Consider the following 17,293-nt stretch of genomic DNA (forward strand, 5'->3'; position numbering starts at 1 on the left):
GCACCATGCGCAAAGGCATCATCCTGGCCGGGGGTTCCGGCACGCGGCTTTATCCGATCACACGCTCGGTCTCCAAGCAATTGCTGCCGGTGTACGACAAGCCGATGATCTACTATCCCTTGTCCACGCTCATGCTGGCAGGGATTCGTGACATCCTTGTGATCTCCACGCCGGAAGATACGCCACGCTTCGCCGACATGCTCGGCGACGGCAGCAAATGGGGCATCAACCTCCAGTACGCGGTCCAGCCGTCGCCAGACGGCCTGGCGCAGGCCTTTATCATCGGCCGCGACTTTATCGGCAACGATCCCTCCACGCTGATCCTGGGCGATAACATCTTCCATGGCCACGACCTGGTGGGCCAGCTCGGCCGGGCCGGGAGCCAGGACGAGGGCGCCACGGTGTTCGCCTATCACGTGCACGATCCGGAGCGGTACGGCGTAGTCGAATTCGACGACAACTTCCGTGCGCTATCGCTCGAAGAAAAGCCGCTAAAGCCACGTTCAAACTATGCCGTTACCGGGCTTTACTTTTATGATCGGCAGATCTGCGACATCGCGGCCGATATCAAGCCGTCGGCCCGGGGTGAGCTCGAGATCACTGACGTCAACAAGCGCTATCTCGAGCTGTCGCAGCTCAACGTGGAAATCATGGGGCGCGGCTATGCGTGGCTCGATACCGGCACGCATGACTCGCTGCTGGAAGCGGCCAGTTTTATCGCCACGCTGCAAAACCGGCAGGGCCTGATGGTCGCTTGCCCGGAAGAGATCGCGTATCGCAGCAAATGGATCGATGCCGAGCAGGTGGCGGCGCTGGCCAAGCCACTGTCCAAAAACGCTTATGGACAGTACCTGCAGCGCATTGTCTCGGAAACGATCAAGTAAGCAAGACCATGAACCTGACAGTCATCCCTACAGATATCCCTGAGGTGCTCATCCTCGAACCCAAAGTGTTCGGCGACGATCGAGGATTCTTCTTTGAGAGCTTCAATGCCAAGGCGTTTGAAGCCGCGACCGGGCTCAAGCGCGAGTTCGTGCAGGACAATCACTCGCGCTCCGCGCGCAATGTGCTGCGTGGGCTGCATTACCAGATCCGGCATCCGCAGGGCAAGCTGGTGCGCGTGACTTCGGGCGAAGTGTTCGACGTGGTGGTTGACCTGCGCCGCGGCTCGCCCACTTTTGGCAAATGGACCGGCTTGACGCTTTCCGCCGAGAACAAGCGCCAGTTGTGGGTTCCCGAAGGGTTTGCCCACGGTTTCATGGTGACGTCCGAGTCCGCAGAGTTCCTCTACAAGACTACCGACTACTGGTATCCGGAACACGAGCGCAGCCTGGCCTGGAACGATCCGGCGCTCGGGATCGACTGGCCGCTCGACGGCGAGCCCACGCTCGCCGCGAAAGATGCCGCCGGAAAGTTGCTGGCAGATGCCGAGGTATTCGAATGACCGGTGCCCACAGCGGCGGCTTTCGCCGCCGGACTCCGGGCGGTAGCAAGCAAGGATTTCCCGCATGAAGGAAAAGCCAAGCATGCACCCGCTGGTCGTGATTCAGTCCCTTCTTGCGAACCGCAGCATCATCACTCAGTTTGTCAAACGCGAAGTCGCCGGTCGCTACAAGGGCTCGTTCCTTGGCCTGCTGTGGACCTTCATCAATCCGCTGCTGATGCTGTTGATCTACACCTTCGTCTTCGGCGTGGTGTTCAAGTCGCGCTGGCGCCCTACATCGACTGATCACCTTGAATTTGCCGTGGTGATGTTCGCCGGCGTGCTGGTTCATGGCCTGATCGCGGAATGCCTGCAGCGCGCGCCCACCCTAGTGGTGAGCAATCCCAACTTCGTCAAGAAGGTGGTGTTTCCGCTCGAGACGCTGCCCTGGATCGCCATCGGCTCGGCGCTGTTCCATACGCTGGTGGCATCGGTGATCCTGATGGGCGCGATCTTCATCTGGCAGGGACATTTGCCGCTGACGGTCGTGCTCGTGCCGGTCATCCTGCTTCCCTTTGTGATCCTGATCGCCGGCCTGGTGTGGCTGCTGGCCTCGCTAGGCGTGTATCTACGCGATCTTGGGCAGGTGATGGGGATCGTTACGTCGCTGCTGATGTTCATGGCACCGGTGTTCTATCCGCTGCAATCGGTGCCGGAGCGCCTGCGGCCATTTCTTTACCTGAATCCCATCACGTTTATCGTCGAACAGGTTCGCAATGCCGCGATCTGGGGAACCAGCATCGACTGGCTCGGCTGGTTGCTTTACCTTGTGATCGGCTATTGCATGGCATGGGCCGGGCTGGTGTGGTTCCAGAAGACGCGCAAGGGGTTCTCCGATGTCCTCTAATCCCGTGAATAGTGCCGTGATTCGCGTCGGCAACCTGGGCAAGCGCTATGAAATCTACGCGCAGCCCAAGGATCGTCTCAAGCAGATGGTGATGCCGCGCCTCAAGCGCATGGTCGGCATGCATCCGCCGGAGTACTTTCGTGAGTTCTGGGCGCTGCGCGACGTGAGTTTTGATGTCCAGCAGGGTGAAACCGTTGCCATCATCGGCCAAAATGGCTCGGGCAAGTCAACGCTACTGCAGCTGGTATGCGGCACGCTATTCCCTACCATGGGCGAGGTCAGCGTTAACGGCCGGATTGCCGCGCTGCTCGAACTTGGTGCCGGTTTCAACCCCGAGTTTACCGGCGAGGAGAACGTCTATCTGAGCGGTCTGCTGTACGGGATCGAAGAAGGCGAACTGGCCAAACGCTTCGATTCCATCGTCGCCTTCGCCGAAATCGGCGACTTCATCAACCAGCCGGTAAAGACTTACTCCAGCGGCATGTATGTGCGCCTGGCGTTTGCAATTGCGGCACACGTCGATGCCGATGTGCTGGTGGTGGACGAAGCGCTTTCGGTGGGCGATGTGCGCTTCACCCAGAAGTGCATGCGTTTCCTGCGCGAGTTCCAGAAGAAGGGCACGCTGCTGTTTGTCAGCCACGACGTTGGCGCGGTGACCAGCCTTTGCTCGCGGGCAATCTGGCTGGACCATGGCGTGCTGAAGATGGATGGCAACGCCAAGGAGACGGTCGAGGCCTATCTGGCAGAGCAGCATGCGCAAGATCGGGGCGCGCTGGGTGTCTCCGTCAAAGTGGCAGCGGCCAAGGAAAAGAAGCCCCGGAAGAAGGCCGAACTCGATGTGGTGGACAGCCGGTGGGAAACGCTACGCGCCCAGGGTGCCGGAACACGCATCGAGGTGTTCGAGTTTGACCCGGAGCAGGCGGACAGCGAGTTCGGGGCGCGCGGCGCTTCCATCGTTGATGCCACGCTGCTGGACGAGCAGGGCCAGGAACTCAAGCTGGTCCATGGTGGCGAACTAGTTGAATTGCGCATCTCCGCAGAACTGCATGCATCGTTGGACGGCCTGATCTTCGGCTTCTACCTGAAGGACCGGCTGGGCCAGCGGCTGTTTGGCGACAACACCTTCCTGGCCACGCTGGACGATACGGTGTCCGGCGATGCCGGCAAGCGCTATTGCGCCAGCTTTCGCTTCCGCATGCCGACGTTGCCCGTGGGAGCGTACTCCGTGGATGCGGCGATCGCGTCCGGCACACAAAATGATCATACACAGCAGCATTGGGTCCACGATGCCCTGACCCTGCGCGCGGTCGACAGCTCCATGCGACATGGACTGGTAGGCATCCCGATGCTCGATATTGCTATTTCTGAGGAAGGATAGTCCGTGCTTAACTTTACCGGCGAACGATTCGTTCCCACCGAAGAAGGAGCGATCCGCTACGAGCACATGCACCGTTACAGCTGGTCGCTGGAGATCGCTGCTGGCAAGGATGTGCTCGATATCGCCTGCGGCGAGGGCTATGGCTCCGCACTGATGGCTACGCGTGCCAAGTCCGTTATCGGCGTCGACATTTCCGACGACGCAGTGGCGCATGCCCGCTCGCGCTATCAGCAGCACCAGAACCTGCGTTTTGAAGCTGGCAGCGCCACTGCGATCCCGTTGCCCGACGCCAGCGTGGATGTGGTGGTGTCGTTCGAGACCATCGAGCATCTGCATGGGCACGAGGAAATGATCGCGCAGATTCGCCGGGTGCTTCGTCCCGACGGCATCCTGGTGATCTCGTCGCCTAACAAGAAGGTCTATTCCGACGATCGCAATTACCACAACGAGTATCACGTCAAGGAGCTCTATTTCGAGGAGCTTGACGTCTTGCTGCGCTCGCATTTTCCCAAGGTCAGCTATTACGGCCAGCGGCTCGCCACGAGTTCGATGCTGCTGCCGCTCGACGGCCAGCAAGACGGGTATCAGGCGCTGACACTGCGCGACGACAAGGTTCGGCAAGCCACTGTGCCCGCCGATGACATGATGTATTTCGTTGCCATCTGCTCCGCATCGGATGTGGTGCTGCCCGTTGGCCCTGCGTCCATCTTCTTCGAAGAGGGCGTGGATCTGTATGCCGAGCGAGAAGAGGTGGCGGCCTGGGCCGGACGGTTGAGCGTTGAAGAGGCCGCAGTGCGACAGCGCCTTGGCGATCTGCAGAGCGAGTTCGACGAGCGTTCTGCCTGGGCACTGTCGCTCGACAAGGAAGTGGAAGAGCTTCGAGCGACTGTCGAAAGCCAGCGCGAGACAATTGAAAGTCTGCGAATTTCGCAGCGTCTTCGCAGGATCTTTCGCCGTACTGTGCGCTCGACGCCAGCCAAGGCGGCGGTGCCTGGTTTCACACCTGCAGCAAGCCCGCCGCCGGGCGCGGTACCTCCTGTTCCGGTTGCGGAAACAGGTACAGCAGCCTATCTGAGGCATCAGCTCAAGCAGGTGGAAGTCGAACGGGATCATCTTCTCGGTGCACTCATGGCCCGCGAGAATGAACTCAAGGCCATGCTGAGTTCGCACTCCTGGAGAGTGACCGGCCCGTTGCGCACTGCCGCAAGGCTGGGGCGCGGCGAGTTCAATACCGTCTTTGACAGCGTGCGTCCATCGTTGCTGAAGGCCGGGCGCACGCTGTATTTGCGTGCGCCCGTGTCGAAGAAGTGGAAGGACCGTTGCGTGAACGTCGCTTACCGCGTCGCCGGTCCCCTTTTCAAGGGGATGGTGCACTACGAGGTATGGCGCCGCCACCGGGAGGGCATGGCGCTGACACCGGTCGGGCTGGGTCCCGTTGCAGCCGAGGAAGTCGACGAAGTGCTTGCCAGCCTGAAGCTCGATGAGGTAGCGGAGCCTGTCGTCTCGGTGATCATCCCGACTTACGGCAATATCGGCCATACCCTGTCGTGTGTGCGCTCCATCTGCGCGCACATGCCGAGCGTGCCGATCGAGGTCATCGTTGCCGAAGATGTCTCCGGCGACAAGGAAATCCTGCGCATGCAGGAGATTCCCGGCCTGCGCTTCGTGATGAACGAGAAGAACCTCGGCTTTATCCGTTCGTGCAATCACGCTGCCAGCCTGGCTCGCGGGAAGTATGTCTACTTCCTCAACAACGACACGGAAGTCACCCCGGGATGGCTCGATACCATGCTGGCGCTGTTCGACAGCGAGCCGGGCTGCGGCATGGTCGGCTCCAAGCTGGTGTACCCGGACGGCCGCATGCAGGAAGCCGGCGGCATCATGTGGCGCGACGGCTCGGCCTGGAACTTCGGCAGGCTGGATGACCCCACCCGCAGCGTCTACAACTACGTTAAGGATGCCGACTACTGCTCGGGCGCATCGCTGCTGATCCCGACGGCGTTGTTCCGTGAGTTGAATGGCTTCGACGAAGTCTATGTCCCAGCCTATTGTGAAGATTCGGACCTGGCATTCCGCGTTCGTGCCATGGGCAAGCGCGTGCTCTACCAGCCGAAGTCGGTAATTATTCACTATGAAGGCATCTCGCACGGAACGGATACGGGCGGGGGCATCAAGGCTTACCAGGTGGAGAACCAGAAGAAGTTCCGCGAGCGCTGGCGCGAAGTGCTGGACCGTGAGCATTTCGACAACGGTACTAATGTCTTCCGTGCCCACGAGCGTTCCGCTGGCAAGAAGACCATCCTTGTGATCGATCACTACGCGCCGCAGCCGGATCGCGATGCCGGTTCGCGCTCGATGTGGTGTTTCCTGCGTGTTCTCAAGGGGATGGGGCTGAATGTGAAGTTCTGGCCTCAAAACCTCTGGTACGATCCCGAATACGTTTCGATCCTGCAGCAGGCGGGGATCGAAGTTTTCTATGGTGGTGAATTCCAGAACAACTTCGCTGGCTGGATCGCCGAGCATGGCTCGCAACTCGACTATGTGCTGCTGAGCCGTCCGTCTGTCGCCAAGGAATTCCTGCCCGCAATACGTGCAAACAGCCGCGCCAAGATATTGTTTTATGGCCATGACCTCCACTATGCGCGCTTGCTTAACGAGCACGAGATGACCGGCTCCGAGACGCTGCGCAAGGAGGCCGCCAACATGCGCGAGATGGAACTGGCGCTGTGGAAGGAAGTGGATGCGGTCTATTATCCGTCGCCCACCGAGACCCAGGCTGTGCTGGAATTGGTGCCGGAGGCGAAGGGACGCACAGTGCCGCCGTACTTCTTCGATGTTTCCCCGGCAGACCTGGTCAAGCCGACCCCGCAGGGCCGCAGCGGCATTCTCTTCGTGGCTGGCTTTGGCCACCCGCCGAATGTCGACGCGGCGAAATGGCTTGTACAAGACATCATGCCGCTGATACGTGCCCGCGTGCCTGGCACTCACCTCTGGCTGGTCGGATCGAATCCGACCCCGGAAGTGCAGAGGCTGGCAACCGATGACATTACCGTAACCGGCTACGTGACGGACCCACAGCTACTGGAGTTCTACCGTACGGCGCGTGTCGCCATTGTTCCCCTGCGTTTCGGTGCGGGTGTAAAGAGCAAGGTGGTGGAGGCGATGAACTATGGCCTGCCGCTAGTGACCACGTCTGTCGGCGCTCAGGGCCTTGATGGCCTGGAGGACACTGTACCCGTCTCGGACGATCCGCATCGTCTGGCACAGGAGGTTGTGACGCTGCTGGAAAATGACGATCGCTGGCAAGAGGTGGCGCAAAGGGCAAAGGCCTACATTTCAGGGACGTTCTCGCCGCAAGCGATGGAAAACGTCTTCCGGCTCGATATCGACCCGCATCCCGCCATCCCTACAATCGCTGGATAAGCTCAACCATGACGCAGTTCTCTCTTGTTCGCGCCCGCGCACCGCTCCGTCTCGGCCTTGCCGGAGGCGGCACCGACGTTTCTCCCTACTCCGACGATTTCGGTGGCCTGGTGCTAAACGTCACGATCGACAAGTTTGCTTACGCCACCATTGCGCCGCGGGACGACGATCAGGTCGAACTGATCGCTGCCGATAGCAAGCGTTCGTGGGTGGGGCCCTGCACGCCGGTGCTCCAGCGTGTCGACGGGCTCGATCTGCATGTGGGCGTCTACAACCGCATCGTCAAGGACTTCAACCAGGGTCAACCGCTGCCGATTTCCATCACGACGCATTCAGAGGCGCCCCCCGGCTCCGGCCTCGGTTCCTCGTCGACCATGGTCGTTGCACTGGTGCATGCCTTCTGCGAGCTCTTGTCGCTGCCGCTGGGCGAGTACGAAATCGCCCATCTTGCATACGAGATCGAGCGGATGGACCTCGATATGGCAGGTGGCAAGCAGGACCAGTACGCGGCGGCGTTCGGCGGCCTGAATTTCATGGAGTTCTATGGCGACCGGGTCATCGTCAATCCGCTTCGCATCAAGGCCAATATCAAGGCCGAACTGGAATCTTCGCTGGTGTTGTTCTATACCGGCGTCTCCCGTGAGTCGGCAAAGATCATCGCGCAGCAGACCGCCCACGTGAAGAGTGGCGAGCAGAAGTCGCTGAATGCGCTTCATGCGGTGAAGGAAGAAGCGATCCGCATGAAGGAAGCCATTCTCAAGGGAGATTTCGACGGATTTGCCGATTCGATGCGCACCGGCTGGGAATCGAAGAAAAAGATGGCCGACAGCATTACCAACGCTTCGATCGACGAAGTCTATGACGCGGCGATCGCGGCCGGTGCGCTGGCCGGCAAGGTATCCGGCGCCGGCGGCGGCGGCTTCATGATGTTCTTTGTCGATCCGGCTCGCCGGCCAGACGTGATGCGGACCCTGGCAGGTTTCAACGGCCAGGTGTTTACCTGTAATTTCACCGAGAGCGGTGCTCAATCCTGGAGGAAGGCGTGAGGGGATTCATTGAACAGGAAATCGACAAGGCGATCGATATCTTTTCGAAGATCAGGGCTGACGAGGTACTGATTTCGCGCGCCGAGCAATGCGCAGTCCGGATTTGCGAAGCGCTCAGGCGAGGCAACAAGGTACTGCTGGCTGGCAACGGCGGCAGTGCCGCGGATGCCCAGCATATTGCCGGGGAGTTCGTCAGCCGTTTCAACTACGACCGGCCTGGTTTGTGCGCGTTTGCCTTGACCGTGGACTCGTCGGTGATGACGGCGATCGGCAACGATTACGGCTACGAAAAGCTCTTTGCCCGCCAGGTGCAAGCCGTTGGCGCCAAGGGCGACGTGTTCTGGGCCTATTCGACATCGGGCAAGTCGCCCAATGTCCTGCTTGCCATGGAAGAGGCGCGCAAGGCCGGACTGCTGGTGATCGGATTCACCGGCGAGCGGGGCTGGGTAAAGCCCGAGCTCTGCGATATCTCCATTGAGGTTCCCTCCGCCGTGACCCCCAAGATCCAGGAAGGGCATCTATTGCTTGGCCACATCATCTGCGGCCTCGTTGAAGCCGAAATGTTTCCCCGCAAATGAAGCCCGCATTGATCCTCGCGGGTGGACTCGGCACCCGTTTGCGCCCCGTGGTGGGTGACCTGCCCAAGCCGATGGCCGATGTCGCCGGAAAACCCTTCTTGTGGTGGCTGCTCAAGCAACTCGAGAATCAGGGCTTGCGCGATGTCTATCTGTCGGTGGGCTACCGGCACGAACAAGTGCGCGCGGGCATGGGCGATGTCTTTGGCGATATGCACCTGCATTACGTCGTCGAAGACGAGCCCCTCGGCACGGGCGGCGCGATTTTGAAGGCCGTTGCGGAAATGCCTGGCGACGATGTCCTGGTGTTCAACGGCGATACGCTGGCGGTCGTCGACCTCGCGGCCTTTATCGCGGATGCGGAAGCCACTGACGCGGACGTCGCGCTGGCGGCGGCGAACGTGCCGGATGCCACGCGCTACGGGACCGTGGAGATCGATGACGCAAGGCGCATTCGTGCCTTTATCGAGAAGGGCCGTAGCGGCCCTGGCCTGATCAACGCTGGTGTTTATCACCTGCGCAAGGCCGCGCTGACCGACTGCGCCGGATTGCCGCAGCGTTTCTCGTTCGAGCAGGACTTCCTGGGCCGCTACATCGACCAGATTCACCTTTCCGCTTTCCCGGGGGTAAGCGACTTTATCGATATCGGCGTGCCCGATGACTACCAGGCAGCGCAGACAAAAGTGCCTGCGCTGATCGCGGGGCAGTAATGGCGGTACCGGCATTATTCCTGGACCGGGACGGTGTCATCAATGTCGATACGGGCTATGTGCATCGGCCGGAAGACTGCGTGTTCGTCAGCGGCATCTTCGACCTGGTAAAGCGGGCCAACGCGGCCGGCATGCTGGTATTCGTGGTGACCAATCAGGCAGGCATCGCGCGCGGCTATTACGACGAAGCGCAATTCCAGGCGTTCACCGACTGGATGCTGAAACGGTTCGAAGCGCAGGGTGCTCATATCGCCAAGGTCTACCATTGTCCGCATCACCCGGTCTCTGGTTTGGGCGAGTACTTGCGGGCCTGCGACTGCCGCAAGCCCGCGCCTGGCATGCTGCTGGCCGCGCGGGATGCCTACGGGGTGGACATGTGCCGCTCGGCGATGGTTGGCGACACGCCCACGGATATGCAGGCCGCGGCCGCGGCTGGCATCGGGCAGCGCTGGTTCTTCCGCCATGAAGGCGGTGCGCCATCGGCGGGCGTTGCTGAAGTCAGTTGCACGGTGGTTGGCGCGCTGGACGAGATCGACCCCGCCATCGCGCTGTTCCAGAAGGCGTAATGTTTCGAAACACCTGGGTGCGCGAGTTTCTCTTGCGGCCAATTGAGGGGAAGTCGCGCTAGGCGAAAGGGTACGTGCTCGCACCGGGCGCACCTTCGCGCCATGCGCGCGTACTACTGAATGCAGATCACCTTCTCCATCGTCAGCCATGGACAATCCGCGTTGTTGCCGCCATTGCTGGAACAACTGCAGGCGCTGTCGGCAACTATGCCGATGCAGGTCATCGTCACCGAGAACATACCGGACAGCCGGCCCGCGCTGCGCGATTGCCCGGGTTGCCCGATCTTGTGGAAAGTGAACAGCCAGCCCAAGGGCTTTGGCGCTAACCACAATGCGGCATTCCGCGATTGCCGGACGCCGTTGTTCATGGTGCTGAATCCCGACGTGCGATTCCCGCCGGATACGGGGCTGGATGCGCTGGTGGCTCAGATCAGCGAGCATCCCGGCGTGGCGGGGCCGCGTGTCCTGTCGCCCGACGGGCGAGTGGAGGACAGCGCCCGACGCGTGCCTGGCCTCTTGCGCCTGGTGCTGCGGCGGCTGCGCGGCGTGTCCGAACCGGACTACGGGGTCGGGGTGCCAGTGCAGCAGGTCGACTGGATAGCCGGCATGTGCATGTTGTTCGACAGTGCCAGCTTCAAGGCTGTCGGGGGCTTTGACGAACGTTACCACCTGTATTGCGAGGACATCGACGTCTGTCTGCGGTTGCACCGGCTTGGGCGCAGCGTTGCTTGGGTACAATCTGCGCAGGTGATCCACGATGCGCAGCGGCAAAGCCATCGCGATCGCCGCTACCTCAACTGGCACGTCAAAAGCCTGGCTCGCCTGATGACTTCAGCAAGCTATTGGAGCTTCCGGATTCTTCCCGCGCGCAGGCAACCGTAGAGAACACTATGTTCGATTTCTTCTGGGTACCCCTGATGGTGGCATTGGCCAGCGCGATGGCGACGCTGACGCTGCGGCCGCTGGCCGAGCGCGGCGGGCTGCTCGACCGGCCGGGCGGCCGCAAGCGCCACGACGGCGATGTGCCGCTGGTGGGCGGCATCGCCATTACCTTCGCGGTCTGGGTGGGTGCCATCATGTTCATGCGCGAGCAAGGACACTACGTCGCCTTGCTGGGCGGCCTGACCGTGCTGGCAGTGGTTGGCGTGGTCGATGACCTGCGTGGTATGACGCCGTTGACCAAGCTGGGTTTTCAGATATTCGCCGCCATCCTAATGACTTCGTGGGGCGGCGTGTTCCTCATGTCGCTGGGCGACCTCATGGGTAAGCGGGAGATCGAACTGGCCAACTGGGGGATCCCGCTGACTTTGTTCGCGGTGGTCGCGGTGATCAATGCGATGAACATGATGGATGGGCTCGATGGCTTGGCGGGCGGACTGGCATTCATCATATTTGCCTGGCTGGCCTATCTCTCCGGCGAGGTTGGCAGTAACTCGGCACAGCGCCTGTGCGTAGTGCTGTGCGGCGCACTGGTCGGCTTCCTGTTCTTCAACATGCCCAATCCGCTACGGGGGCGGAAGCGCGTCTTTCTCGGTGACGCCGGCAGCCTGATGCTGGGCTTCGGCATAGTCTGGTTTGCCGTGGAACTGTCGCAGCCCGGCTATAACGCGGGCAAGCACGTTCCGCCGGTATTGATGCTGTGGGTTGCCGGATTCCTGCTGATTGACTTGCTGGCCGTAGTGACGCGACGCATGATTTCGGGCCGAAATCCACTCTCCGCGGATCGCACGCATTTGCACCATGTGCTGATCCGCATGGACCTCTCCCCTGTGTTGGTGGTGTGGATCATCCTGGCCAGCAATGCGATGCTGGGGTTGATCGGCGTGACCGCCTGGAAAGCCGGCGTGCCGGACCACTGGTTGTTCTTCGGCTTCCTTGTGGTAGCGGTGACGCACCTGATGGTGATGCGAAACGCCGCGCGATTCCTGCGGCGGGGCAGGCGGATGGTGGCGCGCCGTAGGCGGGCGGGATAGTTGGCAAGCTCCGGATTGAGCGTAGCCTATTGCAAGTTTCGGATGGCCTTTCAAGGTCATCGGGATCCAAGATTTTTCTAATAAACAGATTTGATGGCCGGCGAAGTTATGAATAATAGTACTGACCTTAAGATCGCAGTTATTGTGCCTTGCTACAACGAGGCTGAGACGATTGCGGGCGTGGTTGCCGATTTTAAGAAGCATTTGCCAAGTGCTGGGATTTTTGTCTTTGACAATAACTCTTCCGACAACACCAGCGCTATTGCAAAGGCTGCTGGAGCCCATGTTTATCGCGTGCCGTTACAAGGCAAAGGCAATGTCATTCGTCGCATGTTCGCGGACGTAGAGGCAGACGTCTATGTGATGGTGGATGGTGACGGCACTTATGACGTCAGTGTTGCCCCGATGCTGGTGGAAACCCTCGTGCGCGAAGGGCTTGATATGGTCGTCGGCAGCCGGGTATCAGAAGAGCAGGCGGCGTATCGCCTGGGGCATCGATTTGGCAATGTCATGCTGACAGGCTTCGCGGCGACGATCTTCGGCCGTACCTTCAAGGACATGCTGTCCGGCTACCGCATATTCTCACGACGTTACGCGAAGTCATTCCCCGCTCACGCGAAGGGATTTGAAACAGAGACCGAACTCGCAGTCCATGCGCTAGAGTTGCGCATGCCCGTGGCAGAGATCGACACTCGCTATGGCGCAAGGCCCGAGGGCTCTGTAAGCAAGTTGAATACTTATCGCGATGGCATTCGCATACTGCTAACCATTCTGAAACTATTCAAATCGGAGCGGCCGCTCGCATTTTTCTCCATCGGCTTCGCTCTGAGTTCGTTGGTGTCCTTGATCCTTGCAATCCCTCTGTTCGAAACCTTCTTCGAAACCGGTCAAGTGCCAAGGCTTCCGACCGCGGTCCTTTGCGTTGCGTTCTCGCTGCTCGGATTTATGTTTCTTACGTGCGGTTTGATTTTGGACACGGTGACGAAAGGACGGATCGAAGCCAAGCGACTGGCGTATCTGGCGATCCCAGCGACAGTACGTGGAAATGGATGAGTTCCTGCGCCAACCGGATTCACTGGTTCGGGCGTGAATATTTCGTACCGCTGAAATGACGGATATCGAGCAGGCGAACACTCTGCCTGTGCCTTCCCTGGTCAGGATAGATTGCCCATATGTCAAAATTGACAACTTCGCATAGCCCCTCCCAATCCGAGGGGGGCGCACGTACTCTCTCATTCGGGGTGGGACTCGGTATCGTTCTCCTTCTATTCTGGATTGGAGTACTACGCCATATTGAGTTGCCGGGTCTCTATATGGATGCAGTAAATCCCGACTATCTGGCTGCCCGCGCTCTAAATAGAGATCTGCCAAATCCAGTTTGGGTACTGCCGACTGCATGGTTTCCCATTCTTGGAAATCTGTACCACGGCGTGCAGAACTACTATGTAGGTCTTGCGATCTACAAAGTACTCGGTATGAACATTGTGTCAGTGAGGCTTGCGCAAGCGCTGTTCGGGGCCGCTATCATCGCATTGCTATATGCAATGGTAGTGCGTGCTACGGACAATCGCTGGCTGGCCTTGCTCGCTGCTGCTGGATTGGCGACCGACGTTGCCTTCCTGGCATCTTTTCGCACGCAAAACTACATTATTCTTGGTGGCGAAGCTTGGTTGTTTGCAGCATTGCTGTTGCTTTATCCGCGCAAAGGCGCGGCATCCATAACACCACAAGCCCTGATTCTCTCGGGTATTTGCTATGGTCTGGCTATTTATGGCTATTTCGTATTCGTGTTCTTTGGGCCTGCTATTGCGTGGCTGGTCTTTCGAAGTACGGATAGGCGGCTGAAGTATTGCGGGCTTTGGATCTTCGGATTTATCGTCGGAATGTTGCCTTATGTCGCTGGCTACTTATCGATGATAATTGCACTTGGCGGTGTAACTGAAACGCTTGATTTTCTCAGAAGTGCAACACGCAACCTGAGTCCCTTTTCGTCTAAACTTGGCTTTCTCGGGAATGTTCGGTACGCGCTGGAAGTGGGCAAATTGGCGCTGGCGAACGGTGGTAACGAGCTTATGATCTTCGGTGAAGCCGTTTCCGGAGGGCGTTGGCCGGTGGTGCGTTTGGCACTCTTTTGCTTTGCTGTGCTGATGGCTTTGCTTTTTTTGTGTCTTAGGACAGCAGCGTCCGGTGTCACGGCTTTGACCAAGCTCAATCGTTTGCTTGTACTTTTGCCGATTTGCTATTTTGCTGTGGCGAGTTTGCTCGGACAAAGACTGTGGGCGCATCATTTTTCAGTCTTAACTCCACTTGCATATTTAATTATAGTCATCGCGATCCACGGCGGCTGGACTTGGATTGCGTCCAGGCAAGTAAATCTGCGCTTGATTCAGGGGCCTGTGCTGACAGCAATTGGCATATTACTCATCACGGGTAACTTGGTCCAGCAGAGCAAGTTCTTTGGCCAACTCGAGAAGACAGGCGGAAGCGGGAGGGCATCCAACGCGTTGACTACGTTTGCAGAGAATGCATTCAACGACTCGCGGGATACCGTATATCTTTTTCCGGATTGGGGCTTCTTCATGTCTTTTGCCCTACTTACAGGGAACCATGTCCCATATGCGCTGGACGTTACGCCGGATTTGATCAGGGATTTCCGAGGGAAGTATGCAAGGGTTCGTCTCGCCTTCTGGAATGTTGCGGATCGGGAAAAATATGAGATGTTGCTCCAGGCCGCTGGCGTGAAGCACTCAGAGCTAGAAATATTCCGGCAACGGGACGGAAAGCCTGCATTTTATGTGATTCATGCGCAATTTTGAGTGGTCGGAAATGACTGATGCCACCGAAGCAAGTGAGCGCATGATCGGTAGTGAAATCCATCGGGGGAGTTGGTCCGCGTCCTTTGTGCGGTGAATCAGGCTCGTTGGAGCCTAACTCTCGATTCGGGGCGGGCAGGAATTTTTCGCTGATTTGGGGGCCATGAATTCATTCTTATGAAGGCACGGCCCCACTATTCCTTTTTACCTGCTAGTTTTTGCTAATAGAAATTTCGGCAGCACTGGGTATCAATTCTCTACGGATGAGTGTTGATTGGCCCTTGGCGTATAGCGAATCGCATAATATGAGCCAAAATCGAGCTTCACATCGCTGTTGTACGCACTTTCGAAATCTTCAATCCAATCTTTGGCTGGGAAGTCGCGGCTGATCAATAGCCAACCAGATTTTCCTAGTTTTCTGGCCGTACGAGCGAGAAATTCTCGTCGCATAGCTGACGGAATGAATGTGAAATTCGCTGGCCCATGAATTGCACTCCATGGCGCCCCGGCAGAGGAAGTCTGAAGAACTAACGCCGCATCAAGCACGGTGACGGGTTCATGAAATCGCTGGGAGATCTCGATGATTCCGCGAGAGGCATCGCTCGGGACCGCATTTTTGTTGTCGGTGCCCACAGCGACCAAGATTGCTTGCTTCCCCAGATTACTCTCATAGTTTAGTTTCGTGATCATGCTTTCCGGCCCCAGTCGAACGAAAAGTCCATTCTTGTAGGCATCTTTCCACTCGCTCCAGCCGAACAGCGCCAAATATGCCAGCAGGGAGGCAAGCAAGCCGGCTGTCATGCTGCGAATAAAGGGGCCGGGTACGCTACTCCAAGTCGCTGCGAGGAGCAGTACCATTAGCGGACTAAGATTCAGAATGTTGTTGTCGTGGCTCCGTCCCAAGAAGTAATAGGACGAAGCGGCGTAGGTCGCTAGAAGGATTACGATCAATGCTCTTGTATCCCGTGCCTCCGGTGCTGTGCGAAGCCTTTTAAATGCCGTGATGGAACTAATAAACAACAAAGCAGCAAAGAACCACACTGTGCCCGACTTGTTAATCGGCATGGGTCCGGGAGGGCTCAGAGCGTAGGCCAGATAGCCTATCAGGGTTGGCATGCCACCATAAATCATATGGTAGATAGCAAAAAAAACGGTAACTAAAGAGAAAAGCCAAATGAGCAAGACAGCGGCAGCTTTGAGAATGGCGGCGAGCATCCCTTCTTGATTTGGTCGCGTCATGCAGCTGCGCCAGAGGTAATACGGCCACCACAAGAAGGTTACATAAAAAGCGGATTCAGGAGACCATATAGCACCAAGCACCCACAGCAAATGCATTGCGGCGGGCGGTTGTTTTTTCGATTGGTTGCGATCGGTCAGAATTAGCGCCGTCGCGAGCGCGGCTATCGGAAGGAAGCGTAATCCGGACACCGATGGTGTCATGAACGTCGTAGCGACGTTTGGCGGGTAGGCGGTCCAGAGAAACGTCGCGACGAAAGCCACCAGCAATATCAAGCCCGTTTGGAGAGTATGGTTCTGTCCCTTCGAGATGGCTGCAACAGTAAATAGGATGAGTAAGCCGTAGAGCAGCGTGGTACAGCCTGCTACAAAATACATTGCCATCCAGCAATTACCAGTGCACGCGGCGTTTAGTAGCAATGTGGGCCCTAGGCCATATTGGGCCGGCACATCGCGAAAAATTGCCGCGCCCGTACTCAATATTTCAGCGGGGCCAACATAGGCCCCCCAATGGTGCCATGCGGCGCCAAGAGGCGTAGGGCTTTCGTAAACGCTCGTGTTGAAACTGAAGAAAACGGCGAGTAAAGCAAATAGCCCTAAGAGGAAACTTGTAGCTCGGAGGCTGGTTTGAGTCTCAGGAGACTTCTTCCGCATTAATGTACGGAATATGATTACAGACACGCCGTAGACGGCGACTATTTCCCACAGCGAGGCAGAAAATGTGCCATTGTTCCATCGCCACCATGGCAGTGTCGTCGCAACTACCAGCGAGGCAAAGAGTGCGACAATGATTCGCAAGTCGAGTCGCTTGGCCTGCCAGGCGCCAATTAGGGACGCAGCTAAGATAGCGGGCAATAGTGGCCACGACGTGAGAGTGGACCCCGATAGGAGCATGAGGGACAGTGCTCCGCAACCGACAAGGTAGGTCTGCCAGTTTCGGCTCTGCGATCCGACCAACGATGGCCGGACTCCAGCAAGAAGTAGTGGCATTAGCGAAAGGCCCAGGCCAATAGCTATGTAGGCAGTAACTACCGGAAGTTTTTCGTTCATGGTTCCCGTTCTGGCAGAAGTGGTTAGTCTCAGTCGACTCGTTTTAAGCGACCGGCAGGCTGAGAGCCACATTCAAATAGAATTCTCCGTTCTGCCGCTCAATTACCTCTCGTGTGCTTTGCGAAAGGATGGCGGCGATCCGTCGACAGGCGAAGACCCGCCTGGCAACATCTGCTTTCTAGATTCCTCTTAT

General features: G+C 58.2%; 14 protein-coding genes. 13 read left to right on the forward strand and 1 reads right to left on the reverse strand.

Features of this window, described 5'->3' with window-relative positions; translation table 11 throughout:
* Nucleotides 1–5 precede the first annotated feature (5 nt).
* The 13 genes from rfbA (at nt 6) to CF70_RS10380 (ending at nt 14,817) form a co-directional block, all read left to right on the forward strand.
* The gene (gene rfbA / locus CF70_RS10320; protein WP_035863807.1) at nt 6–884 is read left to right on the forward strand and encodes a glucose-1-phosphate thymidylyltransferase RfbA; all 879 of its coding nucleotides are present in this window, start codon (nt 6–8) and stop codon (nt 882–884) included.
* Nucleotides 885–892: 8 nt separating this feature from the next.
* The gene (gene rfbC / locus CF70_RS10325; protein ID WP_035863809.1) at nt 893–1,444 is read left to right on the forward strand and encodes a dTDP-4-dehydrorhamnose 3,5-epimerase; all 552 of its coding nucleotides are present in this window, start codon (nt 893–895) and stop codon (nt 1,442–1,444) included.
* A gap of 64 nt (nt 1,445–1,508) precedes the next feature.
* Nucleotides 1,509–2,330 (forward strand): ABC transporter permease, encoded by an 822-nt coding sequence (locus tag CF70_RS10330; protein ID WP_035863811.1) that lies wholly within the window; start codon nt 1,509–1,511, stop codon nt 2,328–2,330.
* Nucleotides 2,320–3,708: an ABC transporter ATP-binding protein gene (locus CF70_RS10335; protein WP_035863813.1), complete on the forward strand. Its 1,389-nt coding sequence runs from the start codon at nt 2,320–2,322 to the stop codon at nt 3,706–3,708. Before CF70_RS10330 ends, CF70_RS10335 begins: the two co-directional genes overlap by 11 nt.
* Nucleotides 3,709–3,711: 3 nt before the next feature.
* Complete coding sequence (locus CF70_RS10340; protein ID WP_063830450.1) at nt 3,712–7,131, forward strand: glycosyltransferase; 3,420 nt, start codon at nt 3,712–3,714, stop codon at nt 7,129–7,131.
* 8 nt (nt 7,132–7,139) lie between these two features.
* Entirely contained in the window at nt 7,140–8,177 is a 1,038-nt protein-coding gene (locus tag CF70_RS10345) for a dehydrogenase (protein WP_035863815.1), read from the forward strand.
* A complete protein-coding gene (locus CF70_RS10350; RefSeq protein WP_035863817.1) occupies nt 8,174–8,755 on the forward strand; it encodes a D-sedoheptulose-7-phosphate isomerase in 582 nt (193 codons plus the stop codon). Before CF70_RS10345 ends, CF70_RS10350 begins: the two co-directional genes overlap by 4 nt.
* On the forward strand, nt 8,752–9,462 hold the full coding sequence (locus tag CF70_RS10355; protein WP_035863819.1) for a nucleotidyltransferase family protein: 711 nt from the start codon (nt 8,752–8,754) through the stop codon (nt 9,460–9,462). The genes CF70_RS10350 and CF70_RS10355 overlap by 4 nt, the downstream gene beginning before the upstream one ends.
* Nucleotides 9,462–10,028: a D-glycero-beta-D-manno-heptose 1,7-bisphosphate 7-phosphatase gene (gmhB, locus tag CF70_RS10360; protein ID WP_035863822.1), complete on the forward strand. Its 567-nt coding sequence runs from the start codon at nt 9,462–9,464 to the stop codon at nt 10,026–10,028. The genes CF70_RS10355 and gmhB overlap by 1 nt, the downstream gene beginning before the upstream one ends.
* Before the next feature lie 213 nt (nt 10,029–10,241).
* Nucleotides 10,242–10,910 (forward strand): glycosyltransferase, encoded by a 669-nt coding sequence (locus CF70_RS10365; RefSeq protein ID WP_235184984.1) that lies wholly within the window; start codon nt 10,242–10,244, stop codon nt 10,908–10,910.
* Nucleotides 10,911–10,918: 8 nt separating this feature from the next.
* Nucleotides 10,919–12,001 (forward strand): MraY family glycosyltransferase, encoded by a 1,083-nt coding sequence (locus tag CF70_RS10370; RefSeq protein WP_035863826.1) that lies wholly within the window; start codon nt 10,919–10,921, stop codon nt 11,999–12,001.
* Nucleotides 12,002–12,109: 108 nt separating this feature from the next.
* Nucleotides 12,110–13,054 carry a glycosyltransferase gene (locus tag CF70_RS10375; protein ID WP_035863828.1) on the forward strand — a complete coding sequence of 315 codons (945 nt, stop codon included), beginning with the start codon at nt 12,110–12,112 and terminating at the stop codon, nt 13,052–13,054.
* A 260-nt stretch (nt 13,055–13,314) separates the two neighbouring features.
* Nucleotides 13,315–14,817, forward strand: a complete 1,503-nt coding sequence (locus tag CF70_RS10380; RefSeq protein WP_200876726.1) for a glycosyltransferase family 39 protein — start codon at nt 13,315–13,317, stop codon at nt 14,815–14,817.
* Nucleotides 14,818–15,063: 246 nt separating this feature from the next.
* Here CF70_RS10380 and CF70_RS10385 read toward each other — a convergent pair whose 3' ends face one another.
* A complete protein-coding gene (locus CF70_RS10385; RefSeq protein WP_235184985.1) occupies nt 15,064–17,100 on the reverse strand; it encodes a hypothetical protein in 2,037 nt (678 codons plus the stop codon).
* Nucleotides 17,101–17,293 lie beyond the last annotated feature (193 nt).

Source organism: Cupriavidus sp. SK-3, from assembly GCF_000611145.1.
In the GTDB taxonomy this organism is placed as follows: Bacteria; Pseudomonadota; Gammaproteobacteria; order Burkholderiales; family Burkholderiaceae; genus Cupriavidus.